This window comes from Methylobacterium sp. A54F (genome assembly GCF_053346035.1).
This window is the reverse complement of the sequence record NZ_JBKFBF010000001.1, coordinates 284581-302448: the sequence shown is the minus strand read 5'-3', so window position 1 is coordinate 302448 and position 17868 is coordinate 284581. Positions and strand designations below refer to the sequence as shown.

Genomic DNA, 17868 nt, shown 5'->3' with positions numbered 1-17868 from the left:
CCTGGCTCGCCGGCCTGCTATAGGCTCCCCCGGATTCCACGGACGGAGCGTCGGGTTATGGCTAAGGACTACATCGTCAGGGACATCGGGCTGGCCGATTACGGCCGCAAGGAGATCTCGATCGCCGAGAGCGAGATGCCGGGCCTCATGGCCGTGCGCGAGGAATACGCGGCGCGCCAGCCTCTCAAGGGCGCCAAGATCGCCGGCTCGCTGCACATGACGATCCAGACGGCGGTGCTGATCGAGACCCTGAAGAGCCTCGGGGCCGACATCCGCTGGGTCTCCTGCAACATCTACTCGACGCAGGACCACGCCGCCGCGGCCATCGCCGCCGCCGGCATCCCGGTCTTCGCCGTGAAGGGCGAGTCCCTCGAAGAGTACTGGGACTACACCTCGCGCCTGTTCGACTGGCACGATGGCGGCATGCCGAACATGATCCTCGACGACGGCGGCGACGCCACGATGTTCGTGCACCTCGGCCTCCGCGCCGAGCAGGGCGACACCGCCTTCCTCGACCAGCCGGGATCGGAAGAGGAGGAGATCTTCTTCGCGCTCCTCAAGAAGAAGCTGACCGAGAAGCCGAAGGGCTGGTTCGCGGGCCTCGCCGAGGCCATCAAGGGCGTCTCCGAGGAGACCACCACCGGCGTGCACCGCCTCTACATCCTCGCCAAGGAGGGCAAGCTGCTCTTCCCGGCGATCAACGTGAACGACTCGGTGACGAAGTCGAAGTTCGACAACCTCTACGGCTGCCGCGAATCGCTCGTCGACGGCATCCGTCGCGGCACCGACGTGATGATGGCCGGCAAGGTCGCCATGGTCGCGGGCTTCGGCGACGTCGGCAAGGGCTCGGCCTCCTCGCTCCGCCACGCCGGCTGCCGGGTGCTCGTCTCCGAGATCGATCCGATCTGCGCGCTCCAGGCCGCCATGGAGGGCTACGAGGTCGTCACCATGGAAGAGGCCGCGCCGCGCGCCGACATCTTCGTGACCGCGACCGGCAACAAGGACATCATCACCCTCGATCACATGCGGGCGATGAAGGACCGGGCGATCGTCTGCAACATCGGCCACTTCGACAACGAGATCCAGGTTGCGGGCCTCAAGAACCTCAAGTGGACCAACGTCAAGCCGCAGGTGGACGAGATCGAGTTCGCCGACGGCCACCGCATCATCCTCCTCTCGGAGGGGCGGCTCGTGAACCTCGGCAACGCCACGGGTCACCCGTCCTTCGTGATGTCGGCCTCGTTCACCAACCAGACGCTGGCCCAGATCGAGCTCTGGACGAACCCGGGCAAGTACGAGCGGCAGGTCTACACCCTGCCCAAGAGCCTCGACGAGAAGGTCGCGGCCCTGCACCTGGAGAAGATCGGCGCCAAGCTCTCCAAGCTCCGCCCGGACCAGGCCGCCTACATCGGCGTGCCGGAGGCCGGCCCGTTCAAGCCGGACCACTACCGCTACTGAGCCGCCCCCCGGCGCTCGGCGAACTCCGCGAAGGCCCGGCCCCGTGCCGGGCCTTTTGCCATGTGGACAGCCGCAGACGGGGCGAAACTGTGTCTTCCGTGTGTCGCGACGCGACCACGTGCGCGTGCATGCCCATTGTTAAGCTCAACCCCCTTCCGACACGATTCCGGCCCGCGGTAGAGTAGGGCGATTCCTCAGATGAGGTGCTTCGCGGCCTGCCTGAACGGGCGGACGCGGAGGTGGCGCGGCGCGTTCGCGGAGCCGCTGGTCTCATCGACGATTCGTGGAGGCGGTACGGATCATGAGGGTCGAACGGACGGCGCGCCTTTCGGGCAGCGCCTTCGCTCTCGTCGTCGCTACGGCCGGGCCATCCGGGGCCTGGGCGGCCCCGGTCGGGGATGCCGGGGCATTGGGCCTCGGGCTGCAGACGCACAACCTCGCGGGCCTCGCGATCCTGATCGGCCTGACGGTCTTCGCCACCATCCTGTCGCTGCTGCACCTGCACGAGCGCGCCCGCTGGACGCGCCGCGAGCGCGAGCAGGCCGCGGCCCTCGGTGCGCTACGCGGAGCGCACGACCGCGCCGAGATGCTGCTCGCCGCCGAGCGCCAGGTCATCGTGACCTGGGACGGCCGCACCGAGCCCGTGGTCGAGGGCGACCCGAGCCTCGCGGCGGAGGGCTCGCGGCCCGTCGCCGGCGCGGCGCGCCGCGTCCTCGCCTTCGGGACGTGGCTCGCTGCGGCGGATGCCGCGGCCCTCGACACCGCCGTGGAGACGCTGCGGGCGCGGGGCACGAGCTTCCGCCTGACGCTGCGCAGCCAGGCCGGCCGCAGCATCGAGGCGCAGGGACAGGCGGTGGCCGGGCGCGCCCTCCTGCGCCTGCGCGAGACCACGGAGGAGCGCCAGGAGATCGCGGAGCTTCGCGAGACCCTGGAGGAGGCGCGCCGCGGGCTCACCGCCCTGTCGAGCCTCCTCGACGCGATTCCCCAGCCGGTCTGGCGGCGCAACCGGGATGGCGGCCTTGCCTGGGTCAACACCGCCTACGTCGCCGCCGTCGAGGCGCCGAGCCGCGAGGTCGCCCTCCAGTCCGGTACCGAGCTCCTCGACCGGCAGGCCCGGGACCTGATCGCCCGCGAGGACGGCCCGCGCGCGGCGGGCAGCCGGGCGACCCTGCGCCTCTCGGCCGTGGTCGCGGGCGGGCGCCGCATCCTCGACGTCACCGAGGCCGCACAGGAGAACGGCCGGGTCGGCATCGCGGTGGACGTGTCCGAGCTGGAGAGCGTGCGGGCCGACCTGCAGCGCCAGATGGACGCGAACGTCCGCACGCTGGACCAGCTGCCCACGGCGGTGGCGATGTTCGACGCGCGCCAGCGCCTGATCTTCCACAACGCCGCCTACCGGCAGCTCTGGGACCTCGATCCCGGCTTCCTGGACGGTCGCCCCCTCGACGGCGAGATCCTCGAATCCCTGCGGGCCCAGCGCAAGCTGCCCGAGCAGGCCGATTTCAGGTCCTGGAAGCAGGGCGTGCTCGCCGCCTACCGCGCCGCGGAGGCGCAGGAGACCTGGTGGTACCTGCCGGACGGCCGGACGCTGCGGGTCGTCGCCGACCCGAACCCGCAGGGCGGGCTGACCTACCTGTTCGACGACGTCTCGGACCGGATGAAGCTCGAATCCCGGGTCAACGCCCTGATGCGGGTGCAGGCCGAGACCCTCGACACCCTGAAGGAGCCGGTGGCGGTGTTCGGGGCGGACGGGCGCCTCACCTTCGCCAACCGCGCCTTCGCGACCGTGTGGCGCCTCGGCCCCGAGACGCTCGAATCGCGCCCCCGCATCGAGGCCGTGGTCGCCGCCTGCCGCGCTCTCGCCCCCGCCGAGGAACCCTGGGAGGACATCCGCGAGGCGGTGGTCGGGCTCGAGTCCCGCGCCGGGCTCGCCTGCCGCCTCGAAGTGGTGGACGGCACCGTGCTCGACTGCGCGGCCCAGCCCCTGCCCGAGGGCGCCACCCTGCTGACCCTCATCGACGTCACCGCGAGCGTCAACGTCGAGCGGGCGCTCACCGAGAAGAACGACGCCCTCGAGAAGGCGGCGCAGCTGCGCGACACCTTCGTGCACCACGTCTCCTACGAGCTGCGCTCGCCGCTCACCAACATCATCGGCTTCACGCAGCTCCTCGGGGACGAGACGGTCGGCGCCCTCAACGCGCGCCAGCGCGAGTACTCCGATCACATCATGCGCTCGTCGGGCGCGCTCCTCGTCATCATCAACGACATCCTCGATCTCGCCTCGATCGACGCGGGCTCGCTCGAGCTGCAGCGCGAGACCATCGACGTGCAGCTGACCATCGAGGCAGCGGTGCGCGGCATCGAGGATCGTCTCGCCGAATCCGGCGTCACCCTCGCCCTGGACGTGCCCGACGACGTCGGCAGCGTGGTGGCGGACGGCAAGCGCGTCCGGCAGGTCCTGTTCAATCTGCTCTCGAACGCCGTCGGCTTCTCGGCGCCGGGCCAGCGCGTCGAGGTGCAGGCCCGCCGCACCGCCACGGACCTCGTGCTCACCGTGCGCGACGAGGGCCGCGGCATGCCGCCCGAGGTCGCCGCGCGGGTGTTCGACCGCTTCGAGAGCCACACCTTGGGCACGCGCCACCGCGGCGTCGGCCTCGGGCTGTCGATCGTGCGCTCGTTCGTCGAGTTGCACGGGGGCCGCGTCACGCTGCAGACGGCGCCCAACCGCGGCACCTGCGTGACCTGCACCTTCCCGCACGTCGATCCCAACGCGCCGCAGATGGAAGCCGCGGAGTGACCCGGGACGCCACAATCCCCGCGGGCAACCTCCCACCTCTACACGCGATCGTGTGAGGTCGATCGCGCCGGCTCGGGCTAACGGAGGAGCGCCGGCTTTCCTGATCACCGGCCTTCCGGCTCGCCGGTCCGTGCCGTCCCCCCTCTACGCTCGGGCCGACGAGCCGGTCGTCTTCAGGCCGCCGAGCCGCTCACGGCCCCAGCAGGTCGATCAGATACGGGATCAGCGGCGCGTCGGCCGGCGGCATGGCCAGATCGCGCAGGTCGCGCGGGCGCACCCAGCGCAGCGCCTGCCCCTCGGCGGAGTGGGGCGTGCCCGTCCAGCGGCGGCAGACGTAGAGGGGCATCAGGAGGTGGAAGTCCGGGTAGGCGTGGCTCGCGAAGGTGAGGGGCGCCAGGCACGGCTCCTCGACCCGGATGCCGAGCTCCTCGCCGAGCTCGCGGATCAGCGTCTCCTCGGGGCGCTCCCCGGGCTCGATCTTGCCGCCGGGGAATTCCCACAGGCCGGCGAGCTGCTTGCCGGGCGGGCGCTCGGAGACGAGCACGCGCCCGTCCGCGTCGACGAGCGCGACGGCGACGACGAGGAGGAGGCGCATCACGGCGCGATCGCGAAGGCGGCGGCGACCTCCGCGCTCGCCTCGAGGGTCCCGGCCACGAGGGGCACGGCGGCGCCGCGGCCCTTGGCCCGCATCGGCGCGGCCGCGAAGGGCATCGGCGGCGCGCGCTCGGCGAGGGGCGGCGACTGGATCGAGACGACGCGGCCGAGCTTCACCCCGGCGGCCTCCGCGAGGCGGGCGGCCTGGGCCAGCGCATCCTTCATGGCCGCGACCCGCACGGCGGATTCGGCCGCCTCCGGGTCGGTGAGGCCGAAGGTGACGCCGTCGATGCGGTTCGCGCCGGCATCGAGGGCGCGGCGCATCAGCTCCCCGAGGCGGGCCATGTCGGCGAGCCGCACCCGAACCTGATTGGCGGCGCGGTAGCCGTCGGGCCGCTCGGTGACCGTGCCGTCGGGGGCGCGGACGCTGCGGGTCACGGGCTGGAGGGTCACCGCCGTGGTGCCGATATCGGCCGCGCCGGCGCCGAATTCCGACGCGAGGGCGATGATCCGTCCGGCGGCCGCGCTGGTGCCGTCCAGCGCCGCGGCCGGCGTTGTCCCGCGGGTGTCCACGGCGATCTCGACGCTGGCGAAGTCCGGCGCCGATTCGGCGCGGGCCCGGCCGACGACCCGGATCAGGCCGTCCGTGGGCGCCCCCTCCGCGGCCGCGGCCGGAACCGCGGCGAGCAGGAGGAGGCCGGCGAGCGCGGCCCTCACGACCGGTAGTCCCCGTTGATCTCGATGTACCCCTTGGTGAGATCGCAGGTCCAGACGCGGGCCCGGCCCTCCCCGAGGCCGAGGTCGACCCGCACGGTGACGTTCGGCGCGCGCATCATCGCGCTCGCCGCCGCCTCGCTGTAATCCGGGTCCCGGGCGCCCGCGACGGCGACGCGGACGTCGCCGAACCAGATCGCGAGGCGGTCGCGGTCGGCGGGCTCGCCGGCCTTGCCGACCGCCATCACGACGCGGCCCCAGTTCGCATCCTCCCCCGCCACCGCGGTCTTCACGAGGGGCGAGTTGGCGATCGACAGCGCGATGCGGCGCGCGGAGGCGTCGCTCTCGGCACCCTCGACCTCGACCGTCACGAACTTGCGCGCGCCCTCGCCGTCGCGGGCGACGAGCTGGGCGAGTTCCACGAGGAGGTCGTCGAGGGCCGCCCGGAAGCCCGCGAGGCGCGGGTCGGCCGCCTCCCTCACCCCTTCGTTGCCCGCCGCCCCCGTGGCGAACAGGAGCAGGGTGTCGGAGGTCGAGGTGTCGCCGTCGACGGTGACGCAGTTGAAGCTCCGGTCCGCGCCCGCGCCGAGGAGCGCCTGCAGGACCGGCTGCGGCAGGGCGGCGTCGGTGAACACGAAGGCCAGCATCGTCGCCATGTCGGGCGCGATCATGCCGGCGCCCTTGGCGATGCCGTTGAGCGTCACCGGCACGCCGTCGATCGCGGCCCGGCGGGTGGCGAGCTTCGGGAAGGTGTCGGTGGTCATGATCGCCTGCGCGGCCGCCGCCCAGGCCTCCGAACCCGCCGCCTCGGGGGTGCCCGCGCGGGCCGCGCAGGCGTCGAGCACGCCCTCGAACCTGCCCGCGTCGAGGGGCTCGCCGATCACGCCGGTCGAGGCGATGAGGACCGCCTCCGGATCGCAGCCGGCCGCGCGGCCCGCGATCTCGGCGGTGCGCGCCACCGCGTCCCGCCCCCTGGCGCCCGTGAACGCGTTGGCGTTGCCCGAATTGACGACGAGGGCGCGGGCCGAGCCACCGGAATCCCGGCCATTAGAATCCCGCGCGAGCACGGCGCGGCACCAGTCGACGGGCGCCGAGGGGCACTTCGAGCGGGTGAAGACGCCGGCCGCCCGGGTGCCCTCCGCGAGGGCGACGTAGAGCACGTCGGTGCGCCCGGAATAGCGGATGCCGGCCTGCGCGGTGGCGAGCGCGACGCCCGGGACAGGCGGCAGGGCGGGATATGATTCGGGTGCGAGCGGCGAGACGGGGGGCGACTTGGACGACGACTTGGACGAGGACATCGTTTCCACGGCTCCGGCTTGCGCCGCGGGCGCGCGGCGCCGCCCTGTTGCCCCGGGCTCCGCACCCGCGTCAACCGTATGCCGGCTCTGCAATTTTCGCCGCTGCCCCCCGTCGTCGCCGCCCGCTTTGCGGCAGTTTTGCGACGGGGGCTTGTGCGATGCGTCCAACCCGGCCTAGCATGTTGCGATGCAAAGCGAACGTGCCTTCGAGCCCGGGATGCCCAGCCCTGATGTCGCCCCCGCTTTCATGAGATCCGTGCCCCACCAGGGCGGCGCCTACAGGGTGCAGGTTCTCGTCGCGGGCCGGCAGAAGCGCTGGCGCGACGAGGTGGCCGCGCAGGTTCGCCGGGCCGGCTACCAGGCCACGGCCTGCGATTGCGGCGTGGATGCCCTCGCGGTGCTCGTCCTCGGCCTGCCGGTCGACGTGCTGGTGGCCGACGTCTCCCTGCAGGGCGAGCTGTGCTGCTCCCAGCTCGCCGTCGAGGCTCGCGCCCTCCGCCCGGCCCTGCGCATCGTGCTGGCGAGCGACCCCGCGGAGGACCCCCGGGCGGCATCCGGCCTGGAGCCCGACGCGCACCTCATCCCGCAGGACCTGCGTGACGGCGCCGTCGCCGACACGGTGCGCGAAGCCCTCGGCTGCCGACCGGCAAAACCGGACTAGGTCGCGCTGAAAGCCGGCGCGGCTCAGCCCCGGTATCCCTTCACGCGCGTTCCCCTCGGATTCGGGCACCTGGATCTGGGCAGGACGGCGATGCCCGAACATGTGGATGTCCCTTGCGCAAGACCATGCGCTGGCACGAGCCGAAGCGGGCTCGCAACCTGAAGCCCGAACCGGAGGGCCACGGCCTCGATTTCGCCGATGCCCGTGACCGCTTCGAGTGGGCCACGTCCCGTGTCTCGTCGAGCTACGACGGGAAGCGCGGCGACAAGCGGTTCATGGCGATCGGGCGCCTTGACGGAACGCTCGTGACCTTGATCTTCGGTGTCGATCCCGACGGTACGATCCTGGCGATCAGCCTGCGCCGAGCCAGCAACCGCGAGAGGAAGGCCTATGCCGCGCAGATCTGAACCGGCTGCGATCGAGCCATTGTCCGACAGCGAGGAGGCGCGCCTGCAGGAGGCCATCGCCAACGATCCCGATGCGGCAGAGCTGTCGGATGCCCAACTGGCGGCCTTACGGCCGGCAGGCGAGGTTCTGCCGCCCTCCCTGTTCGAGGCCTTGACGCGACGCGACCGCCCAGCCAGCCCGAAAGCTGCGGCCCCGGTCACGATGCAGCTCGATCCCGACGTGGTCTCGGTGTTCAAACTGACCGGGCGAGGATGGCAGACGCGGATCAACAGGATCCTGCGAGAGGCGGCCCTGCAGGTTCAGGCCACCGAGGTGCAGGCATCCGAGGATGTCCTTGAAGATCGGATCGCCCGCATCCGGCGCAAGCTGACCGAGAAGCCGGCGCGGACGCCGGGCGGCGCAGCGAAAGGGGCAACGCGCGAGCGCACGACCCGGGCGACCAAGGGCTCCGGCGTCGGCAAGCGGTCGGCCTGACAGCGGCTCGACGACACCTGCGAGCTGCCAGGTCGCTGGCTCCGGCGAGGGGCCGGTCGCCTGAACTCGTCGGCAGCCCAGGCGCCAGCGCGGGTAACCGGGATGCGCGTGCCTCCCGGCCCCCTCAGATCGCCGCGGCCGGGTCGCCGCCCAGCGGGTTGCCGTCGTCCTCGTTGTCCGGGCGGCTGCGGCGGGGGCGGCGCTCCAGGACGGAGCGGCCCAGCGCCCGGAACGGGGCGGTGAGGCGCCGGGCGTCCTCGGCGCGCTCCATGAAGCGCTCGCCCTTGCGGATCTCCTTGTCGAGGCGCGCCATGGTGCGGGCAAGCGACGGGTCGTCGTCCTCGAGCCAGGTATCCACCACCCGCGCGAAGGCGATCACCACGCCCTGCAGCTTCAGGCGCCCGAGGGGCCCCTCCGTGTCGATGCCGGCCGCGGCCAGCATGTAGCGGTGGGAGTTGAGGGCGACGCCGTTGAGCGCCAGGACCGAGAGCGGGTCCCCGCGCAGCGCGAACGAGATCCGGCGCAGGGCCGGCTTGTAGGGCGTCATCGCGTCGAGGCGGCGCATCAGCACGTCGAACAGGCGCTCGCGGGTCGGCTCCTCGGCGAGGTCCGAGCCGTCGCCCTCGAGGACCTTCCGGTCGATGATCCGCGACAGGCCGCCGAGGACGGCGCCCTTCGAGGGGAACAGGTCGCGCAGCTCCGCGAGGCTGAGGTCGGCCTCGCGGGCAATGTCGCCGATCTCGATGTCGTTCCAGGGCTGCTCGGCGGCGAGCCGCATCAGCGCCTCGACGGCCGCCTCGCGCGGCGAGGTCTTCGGAGGGGCCTTGGGAGAAGCGCCGGAAGCCGTCTCCGGCGAGGCTCCGGCGGCCGGCTTCGCCGTACCCTTGTTCGGCGCAGCCTTGATCGGCGCGTCCTTGGGCGCACCTTTGCCGGTCGCCTCGCTGCCGGGGGCCTGCTTGCCCTTGCCCGCACGCGGCGAGCCTGCGGTATCGGTCATGGGTCGTCCGCTCCCTGTCGTCGAGCCCCCTATCTAAGCATCCCGGCCGGCGGCGGCGAGGAGGGCCGGGACGTCACGACGCGCCCCCCGCCCGCAGCACGGCTCCTCGGGGCCTGCCCTTTCAGGGCTTCTTGGTCTCGCCGGCGGGCGCCGCCTCGGCGGGGGCCGCGTCGGTCCGCTCGACCTTGGCGTCGCCGCGCAGCTTCAGGATCAGGTCCTGCTGGGCGGTGCGCACCAGGTGCTGGTCGATCTGCTCCTTGAGGGCGTCGAAGGTCGGCACCGGCTTCGTGCGCTTCTCCTCGACCTTGATGACGTGCCAGCCGAACTGGGTCTTCACCGGGTCGGAGACCTGGCCCACGGGGAGCTTGAAGGCGGCCTCCGCGAAGGGCGCCACCATGCGCTCCTTCGTGAACCAGCCGAGATCGCCGCCCTCCGCCTTCGAGCCCGGATCCTTCGAGGCCTCCGCGGCGACCTTGGCGAAGTCCTCGCCGCCCTTGATGCGGGCGGCGATCTTCTTCGCCTCGGCCTCGTTGTCGACGAGGATGTGGCGGGCATGCACCTCCTCCTCGGGCTTCATCAGCTTGACGGTCTGGTCGTAGAGCGACTGCGCGGCCTGCGGCGTCACCGCCTTCTTGGCCTCGCGCTCCAGGTACTCGTCGAGAAGCAGCTTGTCGCGGAAGTAGGCGAGCTTGCGCTTGAAGTCCGGGGTATCGCCGACCTTGGCGGCCTCGGCCGCCTGGGCGCCGACCTTCAGGTCGATCATGTAGTCCACGAGGAGCTTCTTCTTCTGCTCCTCGTCCACCCCCGGGAGGGACAGGGCCGGATCGTCGGCCGCCACCGCGAGGTCTCCTTGCGTGACCGGCGTGCCGTTCACGGTCGCGATCACCGTCTCGGGCGCGACGGGTGCGGCGGCCTGGGCCGCGGGTGCGGACTGCCCCTGTCCGGCTGTCGCTTGTCCTGCCGGGGTTTGCGCGAGCGCCGCGCCCGGAAGCGCGAGGGCGAGAGCCAGGGCACTGGCGCTGGCGCGCCGGAGGAGGATGGGCATCGGCATGGAGGGTCCGTCCTTGGGGGAAAGGCTGCGCCCCTTGCGGCCGGGCGGCCGGGGTCTCGTGTCTCGCGCGATTCGTCCTGCGCGGCCGCACAGGTGGCGCCCCCGTGCCCCGAACGCAAGCGTGGCCGGGATCCCGGCCACCGCATCGTGAGCGGGCCGTCGTTCAGGGAGCGGGCGTCTGCGCGGGTCCCGCATCCGGCGGGTTCTCGGGGGCGAGGCCGCCGAGATCGGCCGTCGCGTGTGCCCGGTGGCGCGTCGCCATCGAGCCGCGCGCCGGCTGCATCGGCAGGAATCCCGCGAAGCCGACCGGCCGGCCCACGTCGAGGTAGATCGCCTCCATGCCGCCGCGCATGTGATAGGTCTCGTGCCAGATCTCGGTGCCGCCGCTGTCCTTCAGGTAGTCCCGCCACCAGTTCCGGTGGGGCTCGGACTTGGCCCAGGCCGTGAGGCTGTCGAGGTCCCGCCAGTACCAGCGCATGCCGACGTGCAGGGGAAACAGGCTGAAGATGATGTTGTTCTCGTAGTGCAGGAGGCCCTCGGGCCGCCCGGCCCCGGCCCGGTCGATGCGCGGGCCGAAGCCCAGGAGCGTCCGGAGGCCGCGCAGCGCGCCGACCCGCATCCCGAGATAGATCACGACGAGGTCCGGATGGCCCGAGAAGTCGGGCACGCGCTCGTTCGTCCTGCGCTGGGCCATGGATCACGCTCCCGCAAAGCCGCGGGCGCAGTGTGGCACGGCCCGCGCCGCGCGCATCCTCCGATTGCGGGGGCGGGTGCCGGCGGGCCCTGCCCGAGCCCCGATCACGGCCCGGGCGGGACGGCTTGACGGGCGGCCTCTTTTAGATGCGCCCCCCGAGGATTACCTCTATAAGCCCGCCCAAACGTCTCCCACGTCGGCCCCGGAGGGCCGGCTCGTCCGCAGGTTCACGATGCTCGGTGCCCTCGCCAAGAAGATTTTCGGCTCGTCCAACGACCGGCGCGTCAAGGGCTACCGTCCCCGCGTCGCGGCGATCAACGCGCTGGAGGCCGAGATCGCGGCGCTCACCGACGACCAGCTGCGCGCCCGCACCGACGCCCTGAAGGCGGACCTCGCGGGCGGCAAGAGCCTCGACGACATCCTGGTCCCCGCCTTCGCCACGGTGCGCGAGGCCGCCAAGCGCGTGCTCGGCCAGCGCCACTTCGACGTGCAGCTCATCGGCGGCATGGTGCTGCACGAGGGCGGCATCTCCGAGATGAAGACCGGCGAGGGCAAGACGCTCGTCGCGACCCTGCCGGTCTACCTCAACGCGCTGGAGGGCAAGGGCGTCCACGTCGTCACCGTGAACGACTACCTCGCCTCCCGCGACGCCGAGTGGATGGGCCGGGTCTACAAGTTCCTGGGGCTCAGCGTCGGCATCATCGTGCACGGGCTCGACGACGAGCAGCGCAAGGCGAGCTATGCCTGCGACATCACCTACGGCACCAACAACGAGTTCGGCTTCGACTACCTGCGCGACAACATGAAGTACGAGATGTCCCAGCTGAGCCAGCGGGGGCACAACTTCGCCATCGTCGACGAGGTGGACTCGATCCTGATCGACGAGGCGCGCACGCCGCTGATCATCTCAGGGCCCGTGGACGACCGCTCGGAGCTCTACGTCTCCGTCGACGCGCTGATGCCCCGGCTCGTGCGCGAGCACTACGACCTCGACGAGAAGCAGCGCACCGTGTCGCTGACCGAGGAGGGCAACGAGTTCATCGAGGAGGCCCTGCGCGAGGCCGGGCTCCTCAAGGAAGGCGACCTCTACGACGCGCACAACGTCAGCCTCGTCCACCACGTCAACCAGGCGCTGCGGGCCAACACCCTGTTCACGCGCGACAAGGACTACATCGTCAAGAACGACGAGGTGGTGATCATCGACGAGTTCACCGGCCGCATGATGCAGGGCCGGCGCTACTCGGAGGGCCTCCACCAGGCGCTGGAAGCCAAGGAGCGGGTCACCATCCAGCCCGAGAACCAGACGCTCGCCTCGATCACCTTCCAGAACTACTTCCGCCTCTACAGGAAGCTCGCCGGCATGACCGGCACCGCCTCGACCGAGGCCGACGAGTTCGCCGAGATCTACAAGCTCGAGGTGGTCGACATCCCGACCAACAAGGAAGTCGAGCGCGTCGACGAGGACGACGAGGTCTACCGCACCGTCGAGGAGAAGTACCAGGGCATCATCGCCGAGATCGACAAGGCGCATGCCCGCCACCAGCCGATCCTGGTCGGCACCGGCTCGATCGAGAAGTCCGAGTACCTCGCCGAGCTCCTCAAGAAGGCCGGCTACAAGCTCCTCGACTATTCCGACCCGAACGCGCTGACGGACGTCTACGCCGCCGCCCGCGAGGGCCGGGTGACGAAGCGCTTCGCGGTGCTGAACGCCCGCTTCCACGAGCAGGAGGCCTACATCGTGGCGGAGGCCGGCGTGCCGGGCGCCATCACGATCGCCACGAACATGGCCGGGCGCGGCACCGACATCAAGCTCGGCGGCAACATCGAGATGCGCGTCGAGAAGGAGCTCGCGGACGTGCCCGAGGGTCCCGAGCGCGAGGCGCGGATCGAGGCGATCAAGGCCGAGATCGCGGAGAACCGCACCAAGGTGCTGGGCTCGGGCGAGCCCGCCGACCCGGCGGCCGGCCGCAAGCGGGACCTGCCCGGCGGCCTCTACATCATCGGCACCGAGCGCCACGAATCACGCCGCATCGACAACCAGCTGCGCGGCCGCTCCGGCCGCCAGGGCGATCCCGGCCGCTCGAAGTTCTACCTGTCCCTGCAGGACGATCTCATGCGGATCTTCGGCTCGGACCGCATGGACGGCATGCTGCAGAAGCTCGGCCTGGAGCAGGGCGAGGCGATCATCCACCCCTGGATCAACAAGGCCATCGAGAAGGCGCAGCAGAAGGTCGAGGCGCGCAACTTCGACATGCGCAAGAACGTGCTCAAGTACGACAACGTCATGAACGACCAGCGCAAGGTCGTGTTCGAGCAGCGCCGCGACTTCATGGGCCAGGAGAGCGTGCGCGACACCGTCGACGACATGCGCCACGGCGTCATCGAGGACCTCGTGGCGCGCCACATCCCCGAGAACGCCTACGCGGAGCAGTGGGACGTGGCGGGCCTGCGCGAGCAGGTCACGCACGTGCTCAACCTCGACGTGCCCGTGGAGGACTGGGCCAAGGAGGAGGGCATCGCCGACGAGGAGATGCGCGAGCGCCTGCGCAAGGCCGCCGACGAGGCCTACGTGACCCGCACCGAGAAGAACTCGCCGGAGGTGATGACCTACATCGAGAAGCAGGTGCTGCTGCAGACCCTCGACCACCTCTGGCGCGAGCACCTCGTCACCCTCGACCACCTGCGCCAGGTGATCGGCTGGCGCGGCTTCGCCCAGCGCGACCCGCTCAACGAGTACAAGTCGGAGGCGTTCGACCTCTTCAACGGCCTCGTGGCGAACCTGCGCGAGCAGGTGACCGGCCAGCTCTCGCGCATCGAGATCATGTACCAGGAGCCGGAGCCGGCCCCCGCCCTGCCCCCGATGTTCGCCCAGCACCTCGACCCGGTCACGGGCGAGAACGAGATGGCCCCGCAGGGCTCCGGCAGCGACGGCGGCGGGGGCGGCGCCTACGGCTACGCCGCGCAGGGCCTCTCGGCCGACGCCGCGGTGCTGGAGCGCGACCCCACCGACACCACCACCTGGGGGCGCGTCGGCCGCAACGAGCCCTGCCCCTGCGGCTCGGGCAAGAAGTTCAAGCACTGCCACGGCAGCTACTCGGCCTGAGGGCGCGTCAGGTCAGCGGCACGGCCGTGACGAGGCGCGCGATGCCCGCCTCGTCGACCTGCCAGACGGAGCGGATCCGCGGGTCCCGTCCGTCCGGAACCACCAGGACGCCTTCGAAGACGAGGGCGACATGGCCCCGCGGCGTGACGCTGGAGGCGGCGAAGCGCACCGGATCCGCGTGAGCAAGAAGACTGCGGGCCAGGACCTCGGGCGCGTCGGGCACGAAGCCGAAGGCCAGGAAGAATCTCGCCTTGGCGCCGCCCCGGGGGTGCGCGGGATTGAGGAGGTAGGCGGTCAGCTTCTCCGCCGCGATCAGGAACCGCGTCGGAGCGCCCGGGAGGGTCAAGGCCCGGCGCTTGGGCCGCGGCTCGGTCCGACGCGGGTCAGGATGCTGCCCGGCACCGTGGCGAGACCGGCGACCGGCTCGGCGAACTCGACGATGAAGAGCCCCTCGTCGCGCCAGACGCCGACGACCGTGCCCTCGGACCCGGCCGGCAGGTCGGCACCCTCGTCGGTCCGCGCGGCAGCCGTCAGCCGCACGTCGTCCAGATCATCCAGATCCGGGCGCGCGACGTCCTTGCGCAGCAGGTAGACGACTTCGACCGACATCCGATGAAGGTAGGATGCTCGCGGGGCACGGGCAAGCGACCGCTCACCCCGGCTCGCCCCCCACCAAGCCCCGCACCTCCCGCGCCAGGTCCGCGAGGCTGAGGGAGCCCTTGGAGATGACGCGGTCGGCCTGGCCGGCGAGGCGGCGGCGGTCCTCGGGGGTGATGTCCTTGGCGGTCAGCACCACCACGGGAATGTCGCGCCAGGCGGCCTGCATCCGCAGGTGGCGCAGGAAGGTGAAGCCGTCCATCTCGGGCATCATCAGGTCGAGGAGGATCAGGCCCGGCCGCTCGGCCTCCACCGCCTCGAGCGCCCGGGCCCCGTGCTCGGCGGCGCGCACCGGCACGCCCTCCCGCTCCAGGGTGACGACGAGGCGGGCGCGGGCGTCCGCGTCGTCCTCCACCACCAGCACGGGGCCGCCCGCGGCGGGCCGGAAGCGGTCCATCACGGCCTTGAGGTGGGCCCACTCGATCGGCTTGTGCAGGTAGTCGGTGGCGCCGAGCGAGAAGGCCAGCGTCTCCTCGTCGAGGACCGTCACCATCACGACGGGCGTCTGGGCGAGGTCGGGGTCGGCGCGCAGCGCCCGCAGCACCGACCAGCCGTCGAGGTGGGGCATGGTCACGTCGAGGAGGATCGCCCGCGGCCGCAGGCGCCGCGCCTGCTCCAGCCCGGCGCGGCCGTCGCTCGCGGTGGCCACGCGGAAGCCGTCGCGCTCGAGGAAGCGCGCGAGGAGCTCGCGGGTCGCCGCGTCGTCGTCGATCACGAGGATGGCGGCCCCGTCCGCCGGCGCGGCCGGATCCGCCGGGGCGCCCGCCTCCGGCGCCTCGGCCTCGGGCGGGGGCGCGTAGCGGGCCGGCAGGGTCAGGGTGAAGGTGGTGCCCGCCCCCTCGCGGCTCTCCACCGTCACCTCGCCGCCGAGCATGTGCGCGAAGGCGCGGGTGATGGCGAGGCCGAGGCCGGTGCCCCCGAAGCGGCGGGTGGTCGAGGCGTCGGCCTGGATGAAGCGCTCGAACAGGCGCCCGACCTGCTCCGGGTTCATGCCGATGCCGGTGTCGGAGACGGCGAAGCGCAGGCTCTCGCCCGCGCGGTCGACGGCGAGCCCGATGCGGCCGTTCTCGGTGAACTTCGCGGCGTTGCTCAGGAGGTTGATCAGGCACTGGCGGAGCTTCGTCACGTCGGTGTGGGCAAGGCCCGCATCCGCCGCGACGGTGAGTTCGAGGACGTTGCCCTTCTTGGCCACGAGCCCCTCGACGGTGGAGGCGACCTCCGCGGCCATCTCGGCGACCGAGAAGTCCTCGGCGAAGATCTCGACGCGCTCCGCCTCGATCTTCGAGAGGTCGAGCACGTCGTTGATCAGCCCGAGGAGGTGGCGGGCATTCGCCTCGATCTTGCCCATGTCGGCGATGAGCGCCGGCTCGCCCAAGTCCTCCAGTTCCTCCTGCAGCATCTCGGCGTAGCCGATGACGGCGGAGAGCGGCGTGCGCAGTTCGTGGCTCATGTTGGCGATGAACTGGCTCTTGGCGCGGTTCGCCTCCTCGGCGGCCTCCTTGGCGGCGGCGGTGGCGGCCTCGGCCTCCTTGCGGGCGGTGATGTCGGTGTGGGTGCCGACCCACTCGCGCAAGGAGCCGTCCGGGTTGAGGATCGGCACGGCGCGCACGGCCATGTGGCGCAGGACGCCGTCGCTGCGGCGCAGCCGGTGCTCGGTCTCGTAGGGGCTGAGGGTCGCGACGGCGTGGCGCCAGGCGGCCTGGGTGTGGGGCCGGTCCTCGGGCAGCACGGCGTCGAGGAAGCCGAGCCCCGCATAGGCCGCCTCGTCCTGGCCGGTGAACCGGGTCCAGCCGGTCTGGCGCGGATGCAGCTCGCCCGCGGCCGACGCCGTCCAGACGATCGCCGCGCTCGCCTCGATGAGGGAGCGGAAGCGCTCCTCGCTGCGGGAGGTCCGCTCCTCGGCGAGGCGCCGGATGGTCTCGTCCGACACGACGAGGCCGACGCCCTCCACCGCCGGGTCCGCGTCGCCGCCGCGCAGGGGGTAGAAGCTCATCGAGAAGTGGCGCACCCCGCCCGGGGCGCTCGGGGCCGGCACCGCCACGGGCACGTCCGGGGTGACGAGGCCCGATTCCAGGGCGGCGGCGAGCTTAGGGGCCAGCGTCTCTCGCAGGGTCGGCAGCATGGCCCAGATCGGCGCCCCGAGGTCGGCCCCGAAGCCGCGCTCGCTCATGGTGGCGAGCGCCCGGTTCATGTGGCGGATCTTCAGCTCGCGGTCGAGGAAGCCGAGGCCCACGGGGGCGTTGGCCAGCACCCCGTCGAGGAGGGCGGACATGCGCAGGGATTCCCGCCGGCGCACCAGGGCGAGGCGGGCGAGGAGCGCGATGGCGGCGAGCGCCGCGGCGCCGGCCAGGAGCGAGAGAGCGAGCGACCGGGTCCGGTCGCGCGTGCGCAAAGCCGCGAGGCGCGCCGTGGTGGCGGCCTGGATCGCGGCGCTGCGGGCCCGGACCGCATCCATCAGGCGCTTGCCCTCGCCGGTCCGAACCAGGGCGGTGGCCGCCTCGAAGCCCTGCTCGCGCCGCAGCGCCACGGCCCGCGTCGCGAAGGCCTGCTTCTCGGCCACGAGGTCCGCGAGCGGGCTGCCCCCCTCGGCCGTGCGCGCCACCGGCCCCAGCGCCGCGAGGTCCGCCGCGATGGTCCCCCCCGCGGCCTCGTAGGCGGCCAGGTAGGTGTCGCTGCCGACGATGACGTAGCCGCGCTCCGTGGTCTCCAGGTCCTTCACGGCGGAGAGCAGCCGCTCCACGCCCGCGACGGTGCCGTTGCCCCGCTCGATCGCGGCCCGGGCCGCCTCGCCCGCCGCATAGTTCCAGCCGCCCGAGACCAGGGCCAGCGCGAGGAGGCCGAAGGCCGCCGGCGAGCCGGTGAGGGCGGCGAAGGGCCGCCCGGCGAGCCCGATCGGGCGGCGCAGGGCGGAGGAGGAGGCGGGCATGCGGGGCCTTGCGGGGTGTGACCTGGGGCCTGTCCG

At 72.1% G+C, this 17868-nt stretch carries 15 protein-coding genes; 6 read left to right on the top strand and 9 right to left on the bottom strand.

The annotated features are described in order from the left end of the window. The first annotated feature begins 57 nt into the window (after positions 1 to 57). Positions 58 to 1458, top strand: coding sequence for an adenosylhomocysteinase (ahcY, locus tag ACLBXP_RS01480; RefSeq protein ID WP_447665746.1), 1401 nt, complete (start codon positions 58 to 60; stop codon positions 1456 to 1458). A 301-nt stretch (positions 1459 to 1759) separates the two neighbouring features. Then, a complete protein-coding gene (locus tag ACLBXP_RS01475) occupies positions 1760 to 4255 on the top strand; it encodes an ATP-binding protein (RefSeq protein WP_447665745.1) in 2496 nt (831 codons plus the stop codon). A gap of 190 nt (positions 4256 to 4445) precedes the next feature. Here ACLBXP_RS01475 and ACLBXP_RS01470 read toward each other — a convergent pair whose 3' ends face one another. From ACLBXP_RS01470 to argJ, 3 genes are read right to left on the bottom strand one after another with little or no spacing between them, the layout of a single operon-like run. Then, the gene (locus tag ACLBXP_RS01470) at positions 4446 to 4850 is read right to left on the bottom strand and encodes a (deoxy)nucleoside triphosphate pyrophosphohydrolase (protein WP_447666201.1); all 405 of its coding nucleotides are present in this window, start codon (positions 4848 to 4850) and stop codon (positions 4446 to 4448) included. Beyond that, positions 4850 to 5566 (bottom strand): SIMPL domain-containing protein, encoded by a 717-nt coding sequence (locus ACLBXP_RS01465; RefSeq protein ID WP_447665744.1) that lies wholly within the window; start codon positions 5564 to 5566, stop codon positions 4850 to 4852. Before ACLBXP_RS01465 ends, ACLBXP_RS01470 begins: the two co-directional genes overlap by 1 nt. After that, positions 5563 to 6861 carry a bifunctional glutamate N-acetyltransferase/amino-acid acetyltransferase ArgJ gene (argJ, locus tag ACLBXP_RS01460; RefSeq protein ID WP_447665743.1) on the bottom strand — a complete coding sequence of 433 codons (1299 nt, stop codon included), beginning with the start codon at positions 6859 to 6861 and terminating at the stop codon, positions 5563 to 5565. The genes ACLBXP_RS01465 and argJ overlap by 4 nt, the downstream gene beginning before the upstream one ends. 247 nt (positions 6862 to 7108) lie before the next feature. Between argJ and ACLBXP_RS01455 the strand changes: the two genes are divergently transcribed. The 3 genes from ACLBXP_RS01455 to ACLBXP_RS01445 all read left to right on the top strand — a co-directional run bounded on the left by ACLBXP_RS01455 (position 7109) and on the right by ACLBXP_RS01445 (position 8404). After that, on the top strand, positions 7109 to 7522 hold the full coding sequence (locus ACLBXP_RS01455; RefSeq protein WP_447665742.1) for a histidine kinase: 414 nt from the start codon (positions 7109 to 7111) through the stop codon (positions 7520 to 7522). A gap of 113 nt (positions 7523 to 7635) precedes the next feature. Beyond that, positions 7636 to 7929, top strand: coding sequence for a BrnT family toxin (locus ACLBXP_RS01450; protein WP_447665741.1), 294 nt, complete (start codon positions 7636 to 7638; stop codon positions 7927 to 7929). 19 nt (positions 7930 to 7948) lie between these two features. Further along, complete coding sequence (locus ACLBXP_RS01445) at positions 7949 to 8404, top strand: BrnA antitoxin family protein (RefSeq protein ID WP_447665740.1); 456 nt, start codon at positions 7949 to 7951, stop codon at positions 8402 to 8404. Between the two features lie 124 nt (positions 8405 to 8528). Here ACLBXP_RS01445 and ACLBXP_RS01440 read toward each other — a convergent pair whose 3' ends face one another. From ACLBXP_RS01440 to ACLBXP_RS01430, 3 genes are all read right to left on the bottom strand, one after another. Then, on the bottom strand, positions 8529 to 9401 hold the full coding sequence (locus ACLBXP_RS01440; protein WP_447665739.1) for a TetR/AcrR family transcriptional regulator: 873 nt from the start codon (positions 9399 to 9401) through the stop codon (positions 8529 to 8531). Positions 9402 to 9522: 121 nt separating this feature from the next. Then, on the bottom strand, positions 9523 to 10452 hold the full coding sequence (locus ACLBXP_RS01435) for a peptidylprolyl isomerase (protein ID WP_447665738.1): 930 nt from the start codon (positions 10450 to 10452) through the stop codon (positions 9523 to 9525). A 163-nt stretch (positions 10453 to 10615) separates the two neighbouring features. Further along, positions 10616 to 11146, bottom strand: coding sequence for a DUF4188 domain-containing protein (locus ACLBXP_RS01430; protein WP_447665737.1), 531 nt, complete (start codon positions 11144 to 11146; stop codon positions 10616 to 10618). A gap of 232 nt (positions 11147 to 11378) precedes the next feature. Between ACLBXP_RS01430 and secA the strand changes: the two genes are divergently transcribed. Next, the gene (gene secA, locus ACLBXP_RS01425) at positions 11379 to 14249 is read left to right on the top strand and encodes a preprotein translocase subunit SecA (RefSeq protein ID WP_447665736.1); all 2871 of its coding nucleotides are present in this window, start codon (positions 11379 to 11381) and stop codon (positions 14247 to 14249) included. 7 nt (positions 14250 to 14256) lie between these two features. On the opposite strand, the gene ACLBXP_RS01420 is transcribed toward secA, so the two are convergent. The 3 genes from ACLBXP_RS01420 to ACLBXP_RS01410 are packed head-to-tail and all read right to left on the bottom strand — an operon-like array spanning position 14257 to position 17832. Next, positions 14257 to 14595: a DUF6883 domain-containing protein gene (locus ACLBXP_RS01420; RefSeq protein WP_447665735.1), complete on the bottom strand. Its 339-nt coding sequence runs from the start codon at positions 14593 to 14595 to the stop codon at positions 14257 to 14259. Then, a complete protein-coding gene (locus ACLBXP_RS01415) occupies positions 14592 to 14858 on the bottom strand; it encodes a DUF4926 domain-containing protein (protein ID WP_447665734.1) in 267 nt (88 codons plus the stop codon). The genes ACLBXP_RS01420 and ACLBXP_RS01415 overlap by 4 nt, the downstream gene beginning before the upstream one ends. A 43-nt stretch (positions 14859 to 14901) precedes the next feature. Further along, a complete protein-coding gene (locus ACLBXP_RS01410) occupies positions 14902 to 17832 on the bottom strand; it encodes a response regulator (protein WP_447665733.1) in 2931 nt (976 codons plus the stop codon). Between the last annotated feature and the right edge of the window lie 36 nt (positions 17833 to 17868).